The following is an 18228-nucleotide window of genomic DNA, read 5'->3' on the forward strand; positions in this document are numbered from 1 at the left end:
CTGCAATCTGCAATCTGCAATCTGCAATCTGCAATCTGCAATCTGCAATCTGCAATCTGCAATTATGAGGAGGAGACGATGCTCACAGCGTTTGTGCTGATCTCGTGCGAGGCCGCGCGGATCAGCGAGGTGGCCCAGGCCGTGGCCGAGCTGCCGAATGTGGCCGAGGTCTACTCGGTGACGGGCGAGGTCGATATTATCGCCCTGCTGCGGGTGAGCGACTACGACTCGCTCGATGACTCGGTGCCGGGCGGGGTCGCACTGATCCCCGGTGTGACGAGCACGCGGACGGTGCTCGCCTTCCGCCGCTACGCGAAGCGCGACCTTGAGGCCGGGTTTGATATCGGCCTTTCCTGAGCGCCCGATCTGGCCGTCACAATGGGGAAACGGGCCTCTTGACGGGCGGGCTTTTTCATGCTAGAATACGCACAATAGTTCGGTCGTGATGGCGGCTAGAGCTAGCGGTACGAGCATCTACACGAACGGGGAGGCAACCCATGGCCAAGGACTTAAACAAGGTGCAGATGACGGGGTATCTCGGCGCAGATCCTGAGATGCGCTACACGGCCCAGGGCAGCGCGGTGACGAACTTTCGCGTCGCCAGCAGCCGCAGCTGGAAGGATAAAGAGGGCACCCAGCACGACGACACCGAGTGGTTTCGCATCGTCGCGTGGGACAAGCTCGGCGAGATCTGCAACCAGTATCTCACCAAGGGCACGCGGGTCTATGTCGAGGGGCGGCTCCAGACGCGCAAGTACACCGACCGCGACGGCGTGGACCGCTACACCAGCGAGGTGATCGCCCAGGACATGATCATCCTGTCGCCTCGCGGCGAGCGCGGGCCGGTCCCCGACGCCGACGATAGCTTCGACGAGTCTGAGGATGCGCCTTCGGCACCGAGCGCGACTGCCCGCCGCGCCCCAGCCGCGCCCAGCGGTCGCGCGCCCGCCGCGCCCAGCGGCCGCGCCCCGTCGCGCCCGCCCGCCCGCAATCAGCCCCAGCCGATCGAGAACATCGACAGCGACGACGATATCCCGTTCTAGATCACTGAGGCGCTGAGGCGCTGAGGTACTTGAGAGGGCCGAGGAAGAGCAAAATGCTCTTCCTCGGCCCTCTTTGTCTCAGTAACGCAGGCTTACGGCGCCACAGGCGGGCCGCAGATGATCATGATCGGCCGGCCGAGGTGCTGGGTGAGCGTCACGACCAGGGGCCGCGCCCCGTCGCCGCTGAGCTGGCGGGCCAGGGCGTCGGTGTCAATGGGCGAGCCGCGCTTCTTCACCGTGACCGGGCCGGCGTCGAGCGCGCGCAGGCTGGCCCGCAGCCGCTTGAGGCCGAAGGGCTGCCAGTCGATCACCGGCCAGGCCCGGGCGAGGGGCGTGGCGACGAGGTCGGTCGATGTCAGGTAGGCGATCTGTGCGTCGATCTGGGCCGCGCCGATCTGGGCGGCCAGGTCGGTCACCAGGCCGGCCCGGATCACCGCCGGGTCTGGCTCGTAGAGAAAGGATGAAGGATGAAGGATGAAGGATGAAGGTGACGCGTACTGGTCTGTGGCCATAGTGTGTGGCTGCACCTGACCATCGACGTCGGTGCGCAGCACAGTGGCCCGGCGGGCCACCTGGGCCAGCGGCCCGCACCAGAGGGCGGCCTCCTTTAGATCGCCGTCGAGCGAGACAAACTCTAGCTCACAGTCGGCGGGGAGCTCGGCCACGTCCACGCCGGGGGCCAGCTTGACGGCCAGGGCCGGGGTGCGCTCGCGCCAGGAGAGGATGTGGGCGAGGGGCGGCTCATACTCATCCACATGGAAGCGCCGCCGCCCGCCCGCCCGCCGGCCTGGGTCGCAGAAGATCGCCGCGGCGTCGGGCGGCCCCTCGGCCAGCAGGTCGCGCCGCAGCGTGCTGATCCGATCGGACAGCCCGAGGGCCTCCGCGTTGGCCGCCGCCATCGCCAGCCGCAGCTCGTCGCGGTCGACAGCGGTAGTCGTGGCGCCGGCCGCGGCGAGGGCCAGGGCGTCGCCGCCGATGCCGCAGCAGAGGTCGGCCACGTCGGGGCGGCGCTGGCCTGCTCCAGGGCCTCGCGGGTGAAGAACATGCGCCCGGCGGCGGGGAACTTCGCGGCGGCGCGGCGGCGCAGCATCGACAGATCCACGGCGGCGCTGGCCCGCTCCGCCGCGTAGCTGCGGCGCAGGCGCGTCAGCTCGCCCAGCACATCGGGCTCGGCGAGCGGGCGCCCCGCGAGCTCGGCGAGCAGCGCCTGGCCGGGGGGGGACTGGAGCCACGCGAGGGTGTCGAGATCCATGTGTTGACGCCGATATGTAAGCGGCCCCGCCAGGCAAGATATGGTACGATCTGCGTAGGGCGCTGCCCGCAACGGGCAACAAGCGACAGAGCAGAGTCTGAGCCGCGCCCATCATAGAGATCCGCACACGGGCATCAGTGCCTCAGAAGATCGTTCATTCCGCTCAGTGCTCTATTGTACCCGCACTCTGGGAGAACCTATGCGCCGAACCATGCTCGCCCTCCTCCTGACGGCCGTCGTGCTGGCCGGATGCTCGCAGCCGCAGGCCGCCGCGCCCACCGCGGCCCCCGCCGCGCCCACCGCGGCCGCCGCGCCCACCGCGGCCCCCGCCGCGCCCACCGCGGCCGCCGCGCCCGCAGGCACCCCCGACGACGCCGCGATCATGTCCGCCATCCAGTCCACCCTCGACGACTACGCCAAGGCCTACAACGACAACGACCAGACCCTGCTCGAGTCTACCGTAGACCCGGGCAACGCGCCGATACGCCGGCTGATCGAGGAGCGCTTCAACACCTTCCAGGCGTCTATCTTCGGCGGCGGCATTAACTGGCGGTTCACCGTGAAAGGCATCGAGCGGCGCGACCTCGGGTTCGTCCTGGCCCACGTCGACCGTCAGGATGGCGGGCGGGCGGACTGGATCTTCAGCCAGGTGGGCGATCGCTGGCTGCTCTCGGAGCCGACCGAGAAGCAGCTTGGCGAGCGCTACACCTTCGAGAGCGAGCACTTCATCTACCAGGCCTACCACTGGTCCGACGATGTGAACCAGCAGGTCGCCGAGCTGATGGAGCGCGCCCGGGCCAAGGTGATCGAGAAGCTTGGCACGGCGCCCGAGGAGAAGTACCAGGTGAACCTGCGCCCGATCTTCGGGCTCACGCCGCCATCGAGCCCGGGCGCCCTGGCCTGGTACCAGGCGGCCTCGCGCCCCCGGGGCGACCGCATGCAGATTAACCTGCCCGGCGGCTTCCAGTTTGGCACCTACGACCCGGCGGTCGGCTGGCAGGAGGATCTGTTCGGCACCCTGGCCCACGAGTACACCCACCTGGTCCACACGCGGAGCTTCCCGCAGTACTACGGCCTCTCCGACTGGACGATCGAGGGGCTGGCGGAGTGGGTCTCGGATAACCCGCGGGCGGGCGAGGTGAGCGCGGCCGTGGCCAGCGGCAAGATCATCCCGATCATCAACCGCGACAACCTGACGGCGCCCCAGGACCTCGACCACCTCTCGCTGCTGAGCCAGGATGTGAGCCTTGGCTACGGCCTGGCCTACTCGCTGGTGGCCTATGTGGCCGACACCTACGGGGGGATCGACGGCTTCTGGAAGCTCTGCGGCGCAATCCGTGCCGCGTCGGGCACCGGGGAGGCCCGCTACGACAAGGCGCTTCAGTCGGCCTTCGGCGTGAGCTACCAGGAGTTCGACGCCGGCTGGCGCGCGTACCTGAAGCAGAACTACTAGGGGACAGGGGACAGGGGACAGGGGACAGGGGACAGGGGACAGGGAACAGGGAACAGGGAACAGGAAAACCCTGTCCCCTGTCCCCTATCCCCTGTCCCCTAAGCTAGTGGGTGACGCTCTTCACCTTCGCGATATCGGCGGAGATACGGGCGGCCACCGCGTCGGCCTGCTTCTGGGCCACGGTGGGCATCAGCTCAGCGGACTCGCGGGCGCGCCAGCAGGCGGCGAAGTGGCCGTCGCCATAGTCCATAAATGGCGGCTCCTCCTCCTTGCACTGCTGGATGGCGATCGGGCAGCGGGTGTGGAAGTGGCAGCCGCTCGGCGGGTTGAGCGGGCTGGGCACATCGCCCTCCAGGATGATCCGCCGGCGATGCTGTTCGATCTTCGGGTCAGGGATCGGCACCGCCGAGAGCAGCGCCTGGGTGTAGGGGTGCAGCGGCATGCTGTAGAGCTTCGAGCCCTCGGAGAGCTCGACCATCTTGCCCAGGTACATCACGGCCACGCGGTCGGAGATATGCCGGACCACGCTGAGGTCGTGGGCGATGAAGAGGTAGGTGAGCCCGAGCTTCTGCTGGAGCTCTTCGAGGAGGTTCACCACCTGGGCCTGGATGGACACATCGAGGGCGGAGACCGGCTCATCGCAGACGACGAACTGCGGCTCGACGGCGAGGGCGCGGGCGATGCCGATGCGCTGGCGCTGGCCGCCGGAGAACTCGTGGGGGTAGCGGTTGGCGAAGGCCGGGTTCAGGCCGACCAGGCCAAGCAGCTCCTCGACCCGCTCGCGGACGGCCTTGCCCTCGCGGAGCTTATGCACCCGGATCGGCTCGCCGATAATATCGCCGACCGTCATGCGCGGGTTCAGCGAGGCGTAGGGGTCCTGGAAGATCATCTGGACGCGGCGGCGCATCTTGCGCAGGGCATCGCCGCTCAGCTTGGTGAGATCCTGGCCCTCGAAGATGACATTGCCGGCGGTGGGCCGGTAGAGCTGGAGGATCGCGCGGCCAGTGGTGCTCTTGCCACACCCCGACTCGCCGACGAGCCCGAGGGTCTCGCCCTTCTTAATCCCGAACGTGATGCCATCAACCGCCTTGACGGTGCCGACGCGGCGCTGAAAGATGATGCCGCGGTTGACCGGGAAGTGCATCTCTAGGCCGTTGACATCGATCAGGTTCCCGGACTCGCCAACGCCACTTGGTGCTGTCGTCATATGATAGGTACTCTGGTATATATGTGTATTTGGGAGTCCTGTGTGGGGGCGCAGCGCGCTGCGCCCCTACGCGGCGACGTCCGCAGCCTTCTGCTCGGGCACCGGCGTCTCCATCGAGATATCAAACAGACAGGCGGCGCGGTGGTCTTGCCCGACGCTGCGCAGCGGCGGCGTCTGGGAGAGGCAGGACTCCTGGGCGAAGTCGCAGCGCGGGCTGAACGGGCAGAGCTGGGGCAGGTCGATCAGGCTCGGCGGCAGCCCGCGGATCGGGTTAAGCTTGCGGCCGCGGCCCTCATCGAGGCGCGGGATAGAGCGCAGCAGGCCGATGGTGTAGGGCATGCGCGGGTTGGCAAACAGCTCGTCCGTCTTGCCCTCCTCGACCACCTTGCCCGCGTACATGACCGTCACCCGGTCGGTCATCCCGGCGACCACGCCGAGGTCGTGGGTGATCATGATCACCGCCGTGTCCAGCTCCTCGCGGAGCCGATTGATCAGCTCAAGGATCTGGGCCTGGATAGTCACATCGAGGGCGGTGGTCGGCTCATCAGCGATGAGCAGCTCGGGGTTGCACGAGAGCGCCATCGCGATCATCACGCGCTGGCGCATGCCGCCGGAGAACTGGTGCGGGTAGTTATCGAGGCGCTTAGAGGCGCTGGGGATGCCGACCATATCCAGCAGCTCGGCGGCGCGGTTGCTCGCCTCGCGCTTGGAGAGCTTGAGGTGGAGCTCCAGCGACTCGGTGATCTGCCGCCCCACGGTGAGCACCGGGTTGAGCGAGGTCATCGGGTCCTGGAAGATCATCGCGATCCGGTTGCCCCGGATGTGGCGCATCTCCTCGTCACTCGCATGGAGCAGATCTTCGCCGTCGAAGAGGATCTGCCCGCCAGCGATCTTGCCGGGCGGGTTTGGGATGAGCCGCATGATCGAGAGCGACGTGACGCTCTTGCCGCAGCCCGACTCACCGACGATCCCAAGAGTCTCCCCACGGTTCACGTGGAACGAGACGCCATCTACGGCCTTCACAACGCCATCCTGGGTGTGGAAATGGGTCTCGAGGTTACGTACTTCGAGCAGTGGGGCCATCGACTCCTCGCTGTTCCTGGTATGCACTAGTGGTGCGGCGTCTCTTGCCATGAGGACAGGCGAGCCACCTGATCATGTGACCATGGCGCGGTCATCAGAGGCATACGTAGCCATATGTGTTATGTATATGCGGTATTTTGATAGTACCATGCGCCGCCCTCGCGGTCCTTAGACGATCACCGGGGAGAGGCGGCCGAGGCGGCCACGCCGGAGGCGCTGGTCGGGCGGGGCGATCTGGTCGTAGGCGCGCTGCATCACCTGATCATCGTAGGCGATCTGGGCGTTGCGCCGGGCGTCGTCCGGGTCGAACAGCCCGTGGCCCTCGCCGTCGAAGCTATTGGCCACATAGGCGATGATCGTATCGGCCAGCTGCCGGATGATCGCGCCGCTGTCCGGCATCCGCCGGGCGATGGCGGCAGACGGCCCAAGCCGGCGCAGCTCGCGGGCGCCAAGGATGGCCGCGAGGCGGTCGCGGGCGTCGGCCGGGTTGTGGCATGCCGAGCCGAGCATGATCCGCTGGAGGCCGACGTGCGGCGGCGGGAGCGTCGGCAGCGGCCCGAGGTCGTGGGCGCCGGCGTCGAAGGCGATCTGGCCGGCCGCGCGCAGCAGCTCGCGCTCGCTCGTCGTCACCGAGCGCGGCACGTGGAGCGTGGCGGTGATGAAGATATTGGGCGGCAGCACCGGGCGACCCTCGGGGGCGAGGCCCGGCAGCGCCAGCCGCCGCACGCCGGCGGCGTCGATCTGGAGCAGATCGCGGAAGTAGTGGCTCAGCTCGTCGAGGGTGAGCCCGCGCAGCAGCACCAGGTAGAGCTTCCCGAGGTTCGCGGGCGACGCGGCCTCCTGGAGCGTCTCGAGAAAGTGCAGCGACCCGAGCCGCTCGTGGACGCTGCGGTAGTAGCTGCTCTCGCCGCTGTGCTGCGCCCAGCTGTTCGATCCGATCGTGACAAACTGCGCGCTCTCTGCGCCGACGATGACGGAGGCGAATCCAGTGGCGAGCGCGGCCTTGCCTGCGCCCTCGCGCCCGGTCAGCACCACAAAGGGGTTGGTCTTTAGCGAGACATAGTAGCTGGTAATCAGCGAGCGGGGGAATGCGGCTCCGAGGGAGTCGCACATATGGCCGATCAGTGCCTGCTCACCGACGCGGGCCTGGGCGAGGCGGTAGCTATGCCGGATAGGGGCATAGGCTGTGGCTGGCGTATATGCCGACTTCCCCTGGCCTGCGCCGGCCTGGCTGGTGGCGCCTTTGCCACCAGCGCGGAAGTTGTAGGCGATCATAGTTCACCTGATACGAATAGTCGCGGCGTCGCCGATATTGAGCTCCTGGCCCGCTCCCGTGACGGCGGCCTTATCGCCGATCACGCTCCCGGACAGGACCGCGCCCTCAATCTGGGCGCCTGTGTTGATGATCGAGTCGCTAATGATCGCGTTGCGCACAACCGCGCCCGCGCCCAGCGACACGTGCGGGCCGAGCACCGCATTCTCCACCTTCGCCCCCGGGCCGATGTAGACGGGGGGGACGATCACGGAGTTCGCAACCGCGCCATCGCGGCTGTGCCCGTGCTCCAGCAGGTAGCGGTTCGTGTCGAGCAGCGCGTCGATCGTGCCGCAGTCGCGCCACATCGACACCGTCTCGGCGCGGAAGACCTCGCCGCGCTCAAGCATGATCTGGAGGGCGTCGGCCAGATAGTACTCGCCCTTCGTCTGGATGTTGTGCTCCATCATGTGGGTGATGGCGTCCATCAGGCGGCGCGCCTCGGGGAGGTAGTAGAACCCGACGACCGCCAGGTTCGAGACGGGCGTGCTCGGCTTCTCCACCAGGCGCGTGATCTGGTCGTCCTGCACCACCGCCACGCCGAAGCGGCTCGGGTCCTCGACCTCCTGGCAGTAGATGATGCCCTCGTCGGGCTGGGCGTTCAGCCGATCCTTATCGATGCCCACCAGGCCATCGCCGAAGACGACCAGCATCGGGCCCTCGGCGTCTTTGGCCAGGTAGATCGCGTCGGCCTGGCCGCGCATCTCCTGCTGCACCAGGAAGCGCATTGGCATCGTGTAGTGGTCGCGGACATAGCGCTCGATCTGATCGCCCAGATAGCCAGTCACACAGATCAGCTCATCGATCTGGATGTCGAGCAGGTCGTCGATAATATGGGCAAGCACTGGCTTGCCGGCCACACTCACCAGGGGCTTTGGCTTGCTGTAGGTATGCGGGCGAAGGCGGGTGCCGAGTCCGGCGGTGAGGATCATCACTTTCATGCATTAGTTCCTTGTTGCGCAGCCGCAGCCGGGGCAGCCGCCGCCGCATGTGCCCCCCGCAGGCGCGGCCACCTCGGCGGCCTCGGGCGAAGACGCGCCCCGGCTGTAGCTGGCGAACACTGAGAAACGGCGCTGCACGGATGTGCTGTGGCATGTGGGGCAGGTCAGCCCCGTGTCGTCCTGATCCATTCGGCGAAGGCGATCGAAACGGCTGTTGCACGACTGACAGCCGTACTCGTACATCGGCATAGTTTCACCTCTATATGTACGCATCGTAGTCGCTACGCCTGGAAATTATACCATGCCGACACCACCCATACGTGACATCGCTATTGCAGATTGTGGACGATAGATGGCAGTCTGTGTACCTGGCTGGGGGCTGGGGCTGGACATTGTCTCTCCGGTAGCGACACCATTGTCTCTCCTGGCGCGCAGATTGTCCTGGTATAATCCGAGCAGTTGGCGCGGCCGACAGAGACACTACCGGGGGGCGACCATGCAGATAGATGTGGACCGCAGCAGCCGCGAGCCGATCTACCGCCAGCTGGCGGCGGGGCTCCAGCAGCGCATCCGCAGCGGCGCCCTGCCCCCGCAGACGCGGCTGCCCACGGTGCGGCAGCTCGCCGAGCAGCTCGGCGTGACCCGGCTCACCGTCCACAGCGCCTACGCCGAGCTTCAGTCCGGCGGGTGGGTCGAGGCGACCGTTGGCCGCGGCACCTTCGTGGCCGCGCAGATCGAGGGGCTGATCGCCCCGCCCGAGGCGCAGCTCGGCCGAGAGCTGACCCCCGCCGGCATGGTTGCGGACATCCTGCGCATGAGCCAGCTGCCCGGCATGATCTCGATGGCGAAGGCCGACCCGGCCCACGAGTTCTTCCCCCTGCGGAACTGGCAGCGGGCGATGGAGCAGGCGATGGAGTCGGGCGGGCCGCTGATGATGGGCTACACCACCGCCCAGGGCGACCTGCGCCTGCGCTCGACGCTGGCCGAGGTGATCCGTGAGCGCGGGGTGAGCGCCGGCCCGGATGAGATCATTGTGACGGCCGGGGTGACGAACGGCATGGCGCTGATCACCGATCTGCTCACCCGCCCCGGCGACACGGTGCTGGTGGAGCAGCCCACCTACCTGGGGATGCTGAACATCCTCTCCTCGCGGGGCGTGCGCGCCGTCGGGCTGCCCGTCGATGGCGAGGGGCTGGTGATCGAGGCGCTGGAGGCGGCGCTGCGCCGGGAGCGCCCGGCCTACCTCTACACCATCCCCACCTTCCAGAACCCCAGTGGGGTGAGCATGCGCCCGGAGCGTCGCGCGGCCCTGCTCGACCTGGCCGAGCGCCACGGGCTGACGGTCGTGGAGGACGACATCTACGGGCGGCTGTCCTACGAGGGGGCGGCGCCGCCGGCGCTGAAGGCGGCCGACCGCAGCGGGCGGGTGATCTACATGAGCAGCTTCTCGAAGAGCCTGATGCCGGGGCTGCGCATCGGCTACATCGCGGCCGCGCCCGAGCTGATCCGCAAGCTCGTCTACCTGCGCCAGGCCCAGGATCTGTGCTCGCCGCCGCTGACGCAGCGCGCCCTGGCGCTCTTCATCGAGCAGGGATGGTGGCACAGCCACATGAAGCGCATGCTGCCGCGCTACCGCGAGCGCCGCGACGCCCTGGTCGGCGCGATGGAGCGCTTCTTCCCCGCCGAGGTGCGCTGGACGCGCCCGCAGGGCGGCTTCTCGTGCTGGGTCACGCTGCCCCCAGGGACGGCGGTGACGGATCTGTACATGATCGCGATCAGCCGCGGGGTGGCCTTCACCCCCGGGGCGGTGTTCAGCGCCACGCCGAACCCTGAGCCGCACCTGCGCTTCTGCTTTAGCGCCGAGCCGCCTGAGCGGCTGGCCGACGCGGTGGCGAGCCTCGGCGGCCTGCTGCGCGAGCGCGGCGGCGGGCGCAGCCTTGCGGCGCCCGCACTCTCCGACTATGTGCCGGTGGTGTAGGGCGATGCGCCGCCGCTTTCTGAATATTCGGCATCCGCTAACATAATGTTGAATGCTGAATGTGGAATGCTGAATGTTCGGGCATTCCACATTCCACATTCAATACTCCCTATGCACCCATCCGCACGCACCGGCTACACGCTCGCCGTCCTCGCCGCCATCGTCTGGTCCAGCACCGGGCCAGGGATATCCTATCTCATCAGCGCCTACCACATGCCGCCGCTGGCGATCGCCTTCTGGCGTGACGCATTCATCGCCCTGGCGTGTCTCGTGGGGCTGCTCGTCGCCGGGCGCGGTCGCCTGCCGCACGTCAGCCGCGCCGACCTGCGCGGGTTTGGGGCGATGGGCGTCATCAGCGTGGGGCTCTACCACGCCCTGTTCGTCACGTCGGTCGCGCTGAACGGCGCGGCCCTTGGTGTCGTGCTGATCTACCTCTACCCGGCGATCGTCACGCTGGGGGCGTGGCTGATCTTCAAGGAGCGCATCGGGGCGCAGCAGATCGTGGCCCTGGCCCTGGCCCTCCTCGGCTGCGTGCTGCTGGTGCGGGCCTACACAGGGTACAGGCCGCGCAGCATTCGCCCTGCGCAACCTGTATCATAGGGTACAGGGTAGAGGGTACAGGGTACAGGCCGCGCAGCATTCGCCCTGCGCAACCTGTCCGCTGTACCCTGTCCGCTGTCCCCTTATCCATTTGCCCGCAGGAACTCGCCCATGAAGCTGGCCAGGGCCGCGCAGGACTCCTCCTCCAGGGCGTTGTAGATCGAGGCGCGGATGCCGCCCACCGAGCGGTGCCCGCCTAGCCCGACCATGCCGGCCGCCTGGGCCTCGGCCACAAACTGCTTCTCCAGCGCCTCTTCGGGCAGCCGGAAGGTCACATTCATCTGCGAGCGGGCCTCGGGCGCGGCGTGGCCCCGGTAGAACCCGCCGCTGCCGTCGATCGCCCCATAGACCAGCTCGGCCTTGCGCCGGTTGCGCGCCTCCATCGCCGGCAGCCCGCCCAGGTCGGTGATCCAGCCGAGCACCAGGTTCAGCAGATAGACCGAGAAGGCCGGCGGGGTGTTGTAGAGCGAGCTATTTTTGGCGAAGGTGGAGTAGCGCATGATCGCCGGCAGATCGTTGCGCCCGCGCGCGATCAGATCCTCGCGGATGACCACGACGGTGACGCCGGCCGGGCCGATGTTCTTCTGGGCGCCGGCGTAGATCATGGCGAAGCGGCCGGCGTCGAAGGGGCGTGACATAATATCGCTGCTCATGTCGGCGATCAGCGGCGTGTCGCCGAGGTCGGGCATCTCGGCCCACTGCACGCCCTGGATCGTCTCGTTCGTCGTGAGGTGGATATAGGCCGCGCCGGGGCTGAGCTGGATCTCCGCCGCCGCCGGGGTGCTGCGGAAGCCGCCCTCGGCCGTGCTGGCCGCCACATTCGCCTCGCCGATGCGGCGGGCCTCCTCGACGGCCTTCTCGCCCCACGCCCCGGTGACGATATAGTCGGCCACGGCGCCGGGCGGCAGAAAGTTTAGCGGGATCATGGCGAACTGGAAGCTGGCGCCGCCCTGGAGGAAGAGCGCCCGGTAGCCCTCGCCCAGGCCGAGCAGCGCCTTCATGCGCGCCTCGGCCTGCGCGTTCACCGCCTCGTATTCCTTCGAGCGGTGGCTCATCTCCAGGATCGACATCCCGCGCCCCTGGTAGTCGAGCAGCTCAGCCTGGGCCTGCGCGAGCACCGCCTGGGGCAGCACCGCAGGGCCGGCGTTGAAGTTATGAACCTTGCTCATAGACAATACCCTCCACAGCCCCCTCAGGGGCCACATATACCGTGGCCCTAGTATAATCGCCTTTTCGCATGTGTCGCACGGCACAAAGAAGGGCGGGGTGAGGGTGTGGGAGCGCGAAGCGCTCCCACAAAAAAACTGGTTCTGCTGCGGCGCGGCGAAGCCGCGCCGCAGCAGAACCAGTACGACATGTGGAACACGCAGACGCGACCGAATCCCTAGCGGATCGCCAGCGGCAGATAGACCGTGAACTGCGCGCTCAGGCTGGCGGGGGCGACGGGGCCAAACTCGCTGCTGGCTCCGCCGTAGTCCTGCTCGACGATCCAGTAGGAGTAGCTGGCCTCCGGCAGGGCGTCGGCGTCGAGGAACTGGTAGCTCGCCCCGGTGCTGATGTCGCCGCGGGCCAGGATGAGCTGCGGCGTGATCCGCACCGCGTCGGCGCGGCTGCCGCTGGCGCTGCGGTAGATGTGGAAGCCCAGGCTGTTCAGCTCGGTGCCCGTGCTCCAGCGCACCAAGACGCCCTTATCCTGTCGCTCGGCCCGCATACCGGTGATCGTCACCGCCGTGAGCTGGGTGAAGGTCACGCTGGCCTGATCATCCTCGCCTGCGACGCTATTCCCCGGGGTGCTGTCCGGGTCGATCTGATCCGAGCGGCTCACCTGCGCCATGTTGGTGATCGACTGTGACGGCGGCGCCGTCACCAGCGTGAAGACGATCATCGTCACCGTGTGGCCGCTGGGGATGCTGCCGATCACCCAGGTGCCGGTGGCCGGGCTGTAGCTGCCCTGGCTTGGCGCGGCGCTGATCAGCGCGAGGCCGGCCGGCAGCTGCTCACTCACCTCGACGTTGGTGGCGGTGGCGGGCCCCCGGTTTAAGACGCTGATCAGGAAGGAGGCGCTGTTGCTCAGCTTGCCTAGCGTCACGACCGACTTGGTCAGCTCAAGATCCGCCTCGGCGGGCGCGGAGCCCAGGCCCACCGTCGCGCTGGCCTGGTCGTCCTCGCCGTCGACACTGTTATTCGGCGTGCTGTCGGGGTCGATCTGATCCGAGGCGACGACCTCGGCGACATTGATGAATGGCCCGGCCCCGGTGAGCTGCACGCTCAGGTCTAGCGTCGCCACCTCGTTCAGCGCCAGGGTGCCAACTGTCCAGACATTGGCGGCGTATGCTCCCTTGCTCGGGGTGGTGCCGAGCACCGTGGCACCGGCCGGCAGGCGCTCTCCCACCTGCACGCCAGTTGCCTGGCTCGGCCCGCTGTTCCGCACCTCAATGGTGAAGGTCACGATCCCATTCGCCGGGAGGATGGTCGTGTTCACCCGCTTCGTCACCGAGAGGTCGGCCATCGCCCCGCCAACCGTCGCGCTCGACTGGTCATCCTGGCCGGATGTGCCGTCGCCCGGCGTGCTGTCGGGGTCTGGCTGGTCCGACTTGGCGATCTCGGCGGTGTTGGTGTACGGGCCGATGCCGGTGAGCTTGACCCGGATGTCGAGGGTGACGATCTCACCGAAGTTGATCGTGCCGATGCTCCATGCGCCGGTGGTCGGGTTATAGGAGCCCCGGCCCGCCACATGGCTCACATACTGGAGGCCGCTGGGCAGCTTATCGCTCACCTCGACGCCGGTGGCGACGCTCGGGCCGTTGTTCGTCACGGCGATGGTGAAGACGACCTCATCGCCCACGTTCACCGTGGTGGCGCTCACCGTCTTCACCAGCGACAGGTCGGCGAGCTGTGGGGTCAGCGACACGCTGGCCTGATCATCCTCGCTGCCATCGCTGTTGCCCGGCGTGCTGTCGGAGTCGGGCTGATCACAGGTGCTCACCTGGGCGGTGTTGCGGATGATCGTGCCAGTCTGCACACGGGCCTGGATCACCAGGGTGGCGCTTCCGTTGGCCGGCACGGCGCCGATCACCCAATTGCCGCTGACAGGGTCATAGGTGCCCTGGCTTGGCGTGGCGCTGATGAAGCTGAGCCCGACGGGCAGCTTGTCGCTCACGGCCACGCCGGTGGCATTGCTGGGGCCGGCGTTCCTGAGAGTCAGCGTGTAGTTGATCACGCCCAGATAGGGCGGCTGCGGGTTATCGACGCTCTTGCTCAGCGAGAGATCGACGAGGCTGCCGCTGACGGTGGCGAAGCCCTGGTCGTCCTCGCTCGGGTTGTCATTGTTTGGGTCGGAGTCCGGGTCGTACTGGTCGCTGCCGCTGATCTGAGCGCTGTTGGTGAACGGCCCAACCCCAAGCAGCGTGACCTCGATCTGGAGGCTGGCGGTTGCGTTGGCGGCGAGGCTGCCGACATCCCACGTGCCGGTCGCTGGATTATAGGTGCCCTGGCTCGCGGTCGCCCTCACGAAGGCGAGGCCGATGGGGAGCTGCTCGCTCACCCGGACGCCGGTGGCGCCATCGGGACCCTGGTTGACGAGGTCGATGGTGAAGATGACATTCGCGCCGACATTCACCTGCGCCGTGTTCACCCGCTTGGTGAGCGCCAGGTCGGCGATCTGAACCGGGAGCGCGGCGCTGGCCTGATCGTCCTCGCCTGCGACGCTGTTGCCCGGCGTGCTGTCGGGGTCGGGCAGGGCCGACGTGCTCACCTGGGCCGTGTTCGTCACCGGGGCGCCGTTCCAGAGGGCGGTCAGTGTGAGGCTGGCCACTTCATTGACCGCCATGTCTCCCACCGACCACAGGCCGGTGGCCGCGCTGTAGCTGCCCTTGGTGGCGCTAGAGCTGATGAAGCTCAGCCCGGCGGGCAGCTGCTCGCTCACCTCCACGCCGGTGGTCGGCGCGGGGCCGCGGTTGCGCAGGGTGATGGTGAATTCGACCGGCGAGTTGGCCGCGATCGGCAGCGGCGTGCTGATCGTCTTGTTCAGCTCAAGGTCGGCGACGGCCAGGATGGGCGCGGTGTCACTGACCACGTTATTGCTCAGGTCGGGGTCGGTGTTATCGTTCGGCCGCCGCACCGAGGCGGTGTTGATGAGGCTCCCCGCCGCCAAGGGGTCCAGAACCCCGGTGACGGTATAGCTCGCCACAGCGCCGGGGTCAAGATCGACGGTGGTGTCGATAATGTTCCCGATCCCCGAGGTGTCGTTACAGACGCCGGTCCCCGTCGTGACCGCGCAGGACCACACCGTGCTCTGGATCGCCGCCGGAACGCTGTCGGCCACCTGGGCGCCCACGGCCGCGCTCGGGCCGCCATTTGTGACCTGGACGGTGTAGGTCACCGGCTGGCCGGGGATCAGCGTGGCGGGGGTGTGGGTCTTGGTGATCGACAGCTCTGACTCGGCCAGGGTGATCGCGGAGTTGAGGGGCACCGGGTCGGAGGGGAAGTAGGTCCAGGTGTCGATCACGCGTCGGTCGCCGAAGATCGCGCTCCAGGCGTGGGCGCCGCCCGTGCTGGGCTGGCCGAGCAGGGCCGCGCGCGGCGTCGGCGAGGTGCCGAAGCAGAGCGGGATGGGGTAGGACCCAGCGGGCGGGGGCGGCGTATCAAGGGCGGCGCAGGGCGAGTAGTCGTAGGCGCTGGTGCCCGTGTAGGAGTAGGTGTCGTTATAGTAGACCAGATCCTTCGCCGCGGCGGGGTCCTGGCCGCCGATGATGCGGAGCAGCTCGATGCCGCCGACGTTGTTCTCGGCGTCGACGAAGGGGAAGTGTACCTCGCCGGCGTTGGTCTGGATCGTTGCGCTGATCGCCTGGATGCCGGATGGCGCAGGAACCCCATTGCCGTCGAGGGCGTCCCAGAAGACGGTGTTCGCTCCGGTGAAGGCCCGGCCCACCAGCACGCGGTCGTTGCCGTCGCCATAGGTGCCGTTGCCGTTGATATCGAGGATGATCTGGTAGTTTGCGTCATTGGCAACATCGAAGGTGAAATTCCCGCCAAGGGGCGCCGTGCCTGCCTGTCCGGGCGTGCCCTCAATCCCGGTGAAGGCAAAGTTCAGCGGCTGCGGCGGGTCGATCGTCTTCGGGAGCAGCCATGTGTCGCCCGAGTACGACCGGGCCGTGGCCGGCATGGTCCTATCGGGATCCTCGAAGAAGATCTTGTGGGTGATGTTGCCCTGGGCAAGATCATCGGCGAGCCTGGGGTTATGCAGCGCGTAGCCGGTCGGCGGGCCGACATTGGGCGGGTTGCCGACCAGTTGCAACGAGCGGTAGGTTGAGTTCCCGCGTGCATCGACGACGCCCTCGGCGTTTGAGAAGAAGATAAAGCCGAAGGGGTCGATCCCGTTCATATTGACCCTGTAGCCGTAGCCATCGTAGGTGATGATCCAGTAGTTGGCGTCGAGGCCAAGGGTCGGATTCGCCGCCGATGCGTTACCACCCATGTTGTAGGCGAGGTATTTGGCGAAGACGCGGCCGGGGATCGTCACATTGGCGGCGTCGTGTACTGAGACATGCCAGGCGTTGATCCAGTGGTGGGCGGGGTCTTGAGTCCAGGCCGCCCCGATGGGCAGCGGCGGCGGGTTATTGCCGATGTTTGCGGTTGGGTCGGGGCTGATGAACTCGAACTCCCAGATCCCGTCGCCAGCGGCGCTCGTCTGGGCCGTGCTGATCACGCAGGGGGTGAAGCCGCCGCCAGCGGGGAGCGGCCCGGCCTGCTCCTCATTGATGTCATTGATCAGCCCGCCGCCCTGGGTGACGCAGTCGCCGGTGGTGACTCCGTCGGGGCCATAGAAGCGCACGTTGCCGTAGGGAAGGCCGGTGGCCAGATTCACCGCCCCTATGCCCATGGCGCTTGACCCAATGTCGATCTGCTCGCCGGCCCGCGCGAACGCGCGGATGGTGGTCTTGCGGGGGATGTCCCCTGATGTGGCCGTATCGTGCCACTCAAGGTAGGCGCGGTAGCCCTGGGTGATGTCGCTGCTGCCCTCGGCCCGCGCGCGCTGGCCTGATGCGGGGATGAGCATGCATGTCAGGGCTATCATGATGACGGCCCTGAGGGTGCGGCTCATCTGGCGTACACGACGATAGTGTGTGTTCAAGATTTAGATCTCCCGTAGTCTTGGAGCGGCAGATGCTGGCGGCATTGCCAGCAGACATCAATTCGCTGTGCGCCCGAGGTCGCACAGCTATGCAACAGAACCTATCCAAGTACGACTACGGGAGAGGGGAAGATATCAGGTGTTTGCCCGATATCTTCCCTCTGAAACATGATGGTCTGGATAGGAACTTCAGGCTATCGTACTAGAGCCGATGGTCACAAATAATTGTATTCGATCTGGCACATTTATACAAGCAACTACAGATAATAGTATGTACATCTCTGTATGATCAATTCTTTAAGACGTATTGTCGGTTTAAGATATTTTTGACTTGTGCATACAGAGGGCTGTTATGCAAAGAAGGGCTGGCTACATGTGTCGTTGGCCTCGATGTACCTGCCCGAGATCATTGTTCGCAGAGGTTTATTGAGCTGTAACACCACCCCAGCGACTCTGGCTAAGCAGCTCATAGAGCAGAACGCCGGTTGCCACCGCCAGATTGAGGGAGTCGCTGCGGCCGCGCATCGGCAGGTGAACCATCTGGTCGCAGATATCCTGATGCGCCTGGCCGAGCCCCTGGCGCTCGCTGCCCATCAGCAGCACGGCGGGCTGGGGGTAGATGATGTCCTGGTAGTGGGCGGGGGCCTTGTCGGATGCGCCGATCAGGAAGGCCCCGGAGGCGCGCTTCCATGCGGCGAAGGCGGCAAACGAGGCGCGGGCCAGCTGCACGGCGAAGGTCGCGCCCATGCTCGCCCGCATGGCGGCCGGGTCGTAGGGGTCGGTGGCGTTATCGATCAGGATCACGCCGGACGCGCCCACGGCGTCGGCGGTGCGCAGGATCGTCCCCAGATTCCCCGGGTCGGCCGGCTCGACCAGGGCCACCCAGCCGGGCGGCGGGCCGAGGCGCACGTCGGCCAGCTCCACCCAGCGCTGGCGGGCCACGGCGGCGAGCCCCTGCGGCCCGTCCTTCTGCGAGAGCCCCGTAAAGACCTCGGCGCTCACCTCGATGATCTGGGCCTGCGCAGCGGACTGCCGGGCGACCAGATTGTGGGCGAAGGGGCTGCTCAGCAGCGCGGGGGCCACCACCAGCGCCTCGATAGCGACGCCGAGCTGCACGGCCTCACCCACTAGGCGCACGCCCTCGACAAAGCACAGCCCCGTGCGCTCGCGCTCCTTGCGCTGGCGCAGGGCGCGGATCTGCCGGATGGTCGGGTTGGATGAGCTTG

General features: G+C 67.1%; 14 protein-coding genes. 5 read left to right on the forward strand and 9 right to left on the reverse strand.

The genetic code is table 11. The annotated features are described in order from the left end of the window. Together K2Z83_RS05465 and K2Z83_RS05470 are read left to right on the forward strand one after the other, a co-directional pair. Nucleotides 1–357, forward strand: a 357-nt coding sequence (locus K2Z83_RS05465) for an Lrp/AsnC family transcriptional regulator (protein ID WP_255603363.1), incomplete at its 5' end; no start/stop codon positions are given. Between the two features lie 140 nt (nucleotides 358–497). Next, nucleotides 498–1043 carry a single-stranded DNA-binding protein gene (locus K2Z83_RS05470; protein ID WP_220594168.1) on the forward strand — a complete coding sequence of 182 codons (546 nt, stop codon included), beginning with the start codon at nucleotides 498–500 and terminating at the stop codon, nucleotides 1041–1043. 92 nt (nucleotides 1044–1135) lie between these two features. On the opposite strand, the gene K2Z83_RS05475 is transcribed toward K2Z83_RS05470, so the two are convergent. Then, nucleotides 1136–2041, reverse strand: a complete 906-nt coding sequence (locus K2Z83_RS05475; protein ID WP_370650072.1) for an SAM-dependent methyltransferase — start codon at nucleotides 2039–2041, stop codon at nucleotides 1136–1138. Between the two features lie 453 nt (nucleotides 2042–2494). Between K2Z83_RS05475 and K2Z83_RS05480 the strand changes: the two genes are divergently transcribed. Then, complete coding sequence (locus K2Z83_RS05480; RefSeq protein WP_220594169.1) at nucleotides 2495–3748, forward strand: hypothetical protein; 1254 nt, start codon at nucleotides 2495–2497, stop codon at nucleotides 3746–3748. Nucleotides 3749–3851: 103 nt separating this feature from the next. On the opposite strand, the gene K2Z83_RS05485 is transcribed toward K2Z83_RS05480, so the two are convergent. The 5 genes from K2Z83_RS05485 to K2Z83_RS05505 form a co-directional block, all read right to left on the reverse strand. Further along, nucleotides 3852–4955 carry an ABC transporter ATP-binding protein gene (locus tag K2Z83_RS05485; RefSeq protein WP_220594170.1) on the reverse strand — a complete coding sequence of 368 codons (1104 nt, stop codon included), beginning with the start codon at nucleotides 4953–4955 and terminating at the stop codon, nucleotides 3852–3854. Between the two features lie 66 nt (nucleotides 4956–5021). Further along, nucleotides 5022–6038, reverse strand: a complete 1017-nt coding sequence (locus K2Z83_RS05490) for an ABC transporter ATP-binding protein (protein WP_220594171.1) — start codon at nucleotides 6036–6038, stop codon at nucleotides 5022–5024. Nucleotides 6039–6206: 168 nt separating this feature from the next. Continuing rightward, a complete protein-coding gene (locus tag K2Z83_RS05495) occupies nucleotides 6207–7313 on the reverse strand; it encodes a hypothetical protein (RefSeq protein WP_220594172.1) in 1107 nt (368 codons plus the stop codon). 3 nt (nucleotides 7314–7316) lie between these two features. Beyond that, the gene (locus tag K2Z83_RS05500) at nucleotides 7317–8291 is read right to left on the reverse strand and encodes a sugar phosphate nucleotidyltransferase (protein ID WP_220594173.1); all 975 of its coding nucleotides are present in this window, start codon (nucleotides 8289–8291) and stop codon (nucleotides 7317–7319) included. Between the two features lie 3 nt (nucleotides 8292–8294). Continuing rightward, nucleotides 8295–8564: a zinc ribbon domain-containing protein gene (locus tag K2Z83_RS05505; protein ID WP_370650073.1), complete on the reverse strand. Its 270-nt coding sequence runs from the start codon at nucleotides 8562–8564 to the stop codon at nucleotides 8295–8297. A 223-nt stretch (nucleotides 8565–8787) separates the two neighbouring features. On the opposite strand from K2Z83_RS05505, the gene K2Z83_RS05510 reads away from it, so the two are divergent. Together K2Z83_RS05510 and K2Z83_RS05515 are read left to right on the forward strand one after the other, a co-directional pair. Further along, nucleotides 8788–10269 (forward strand): PLP-dependent aminotransferase family protein, encoded by a 1482-nt coding sequence (locus K2Z83_RS05510; protein ID WP_220594175.1) that lies wholly within the window; start codon nucleotides 8788–8790, stop codon nucleotides 10267–10269. A 111-nt stretch (nucleotides 10270–10380) separates the two neighbouring features. Further along, complete coding sequence (locus K2Z83_RS05515; protein ID WP_220594176.1) at nucleotides 10381–10869, forward strand: DMT family transporter; 489 nt, start codon at nucleotides 10381–10383, stop codon at nucleotides 10867–10869. An 83-nt stretch (nucleotides 10870–10952) separates the two neighbouring features. Here K2Z83_RS05515 and serC read toward each other — a convergent pair whose 3' ends face one another. The 3 genes from serC to K2Z83_RS05530 form a co-directional block, all read right to left on the reverse strand. Further along, a complete protein-coding gene (serC, locus tag K2Z83_RS05520; RefSeq protein ID WP_220594177.1) occupies nucleotides 10953–12038 on the reverse strand; it encodes a 3-phosphoserine/phosphohydroxythreonine transaminase in 1086 nt (361 codons plus the stop codon). A gap of 215 nt (nucleotides 12039–12253) precedes the next feature. Then, nucleotides 12254–16945 (reverse strand): DUF11 domain-containing protein, encoded by a 4692-nt coding sequence (locus K2Z83_RS05525; RefSeq protein WP_220594178.1) that lies wholly within the window; start codon nucleotides 16943–16945, stop codon nucleotides 12254–12256. Nucleotides 16946–17425: 480 nt separating this feature from the next. Continuing rightward, the coding region (locus K2Z83_RS05530) for an RNA methyltransferase (RefSeq protein ID WP_220594179.1) at nucleotides 17426–18228 on the reverse strand (803 nt) is incomplete at its 5' end.

Origin of the sequence: Oscillochloris sp. ZM17-4 (assembly GCF_019599295.1) — a bacterium.
Taxonomy (GTDB): domain Bacteria; phylum Chloroflexota; class Chloroflexia; order Chloroflexales; family Chloroflexaceae; genus Oscillochloris.

Coding starts and splice junctions, on each gene's coding strand:
- K2Z83_RS05495 (WP_220594172.1), bottom strand. CDS start 7,313: ATGATCGCCTACAACTTCCGCGCTGGTGGCAAAGGCGCCACCAGCCAG.
- serC (WP_220594177.1), bottom strand. CDS start 12,038: ATGAGCAAGGTTCATAACTTCAACGCCGGCCCTGCGGTGCTGCCCCAG.
- K2Z83_RS05490 (WP_220594171.1), bottom strand. CDS start 6,038: ATGGCCCCACTGCTCGAAGTACGTAACCTCGAGACCCATTTCCACACC.
- K2Z83_RS05510 (WP_220594175.1), top strand. CDS start 8,788: ATGCAGATAGATGTGGACCGCAGCAGCCGCGAGCCGATCTACCGCCAG.
- K2Z83_RS05505 (WP_370650073.1), bottom strand. CDS start 8,564: ATGCGTACATATAGAGGTGAAACTATGCCGATGTACGAGTACGGCTGT.
- K2Z83_RS05525 (WP_220594178.1), bottom strand. CDS start 16,945: ATGATAGCCCTGACATGCATGCTCATCCCCGCATCAGGCCAGCGCGCG.
- K2Z83_RS05515 (WP_220594176.1), top strand. CDS start 10,381: ATGCACCCATCCGCACGCACCGGCTACACGCTCGCCGTCCTCGCCGCC.
- K2Z83_RS05480 (WP_220594169.1), top strand. CDS start 2,495: ATGCGCCGAACCATGCTCGCCCTCCTCCTGACGGCCGTCGTGCTGGCC.
- K2Z83_RS05470 (WP_220594168.1), top strand. CDS start 498: ATGGCCAAGGACTTAAACAAGGTGCAGATGACGGGGTATCTCGGCGCA.
- K2Z83_RS05485 (WP_220594170.1), bottom strand. CDS start 4,955: ATGACGACAGCACCAAGTGGCGTTGGCGAGTCCGGGAACCTGATCGAT.
- K2Z83_RS05500 (WP_220594173.1), bottom strand. CDS start 8,291: ATGAAAGTGATGATCCTCACCGCCGGACTCGGCACCCGCCTTCGCCCG.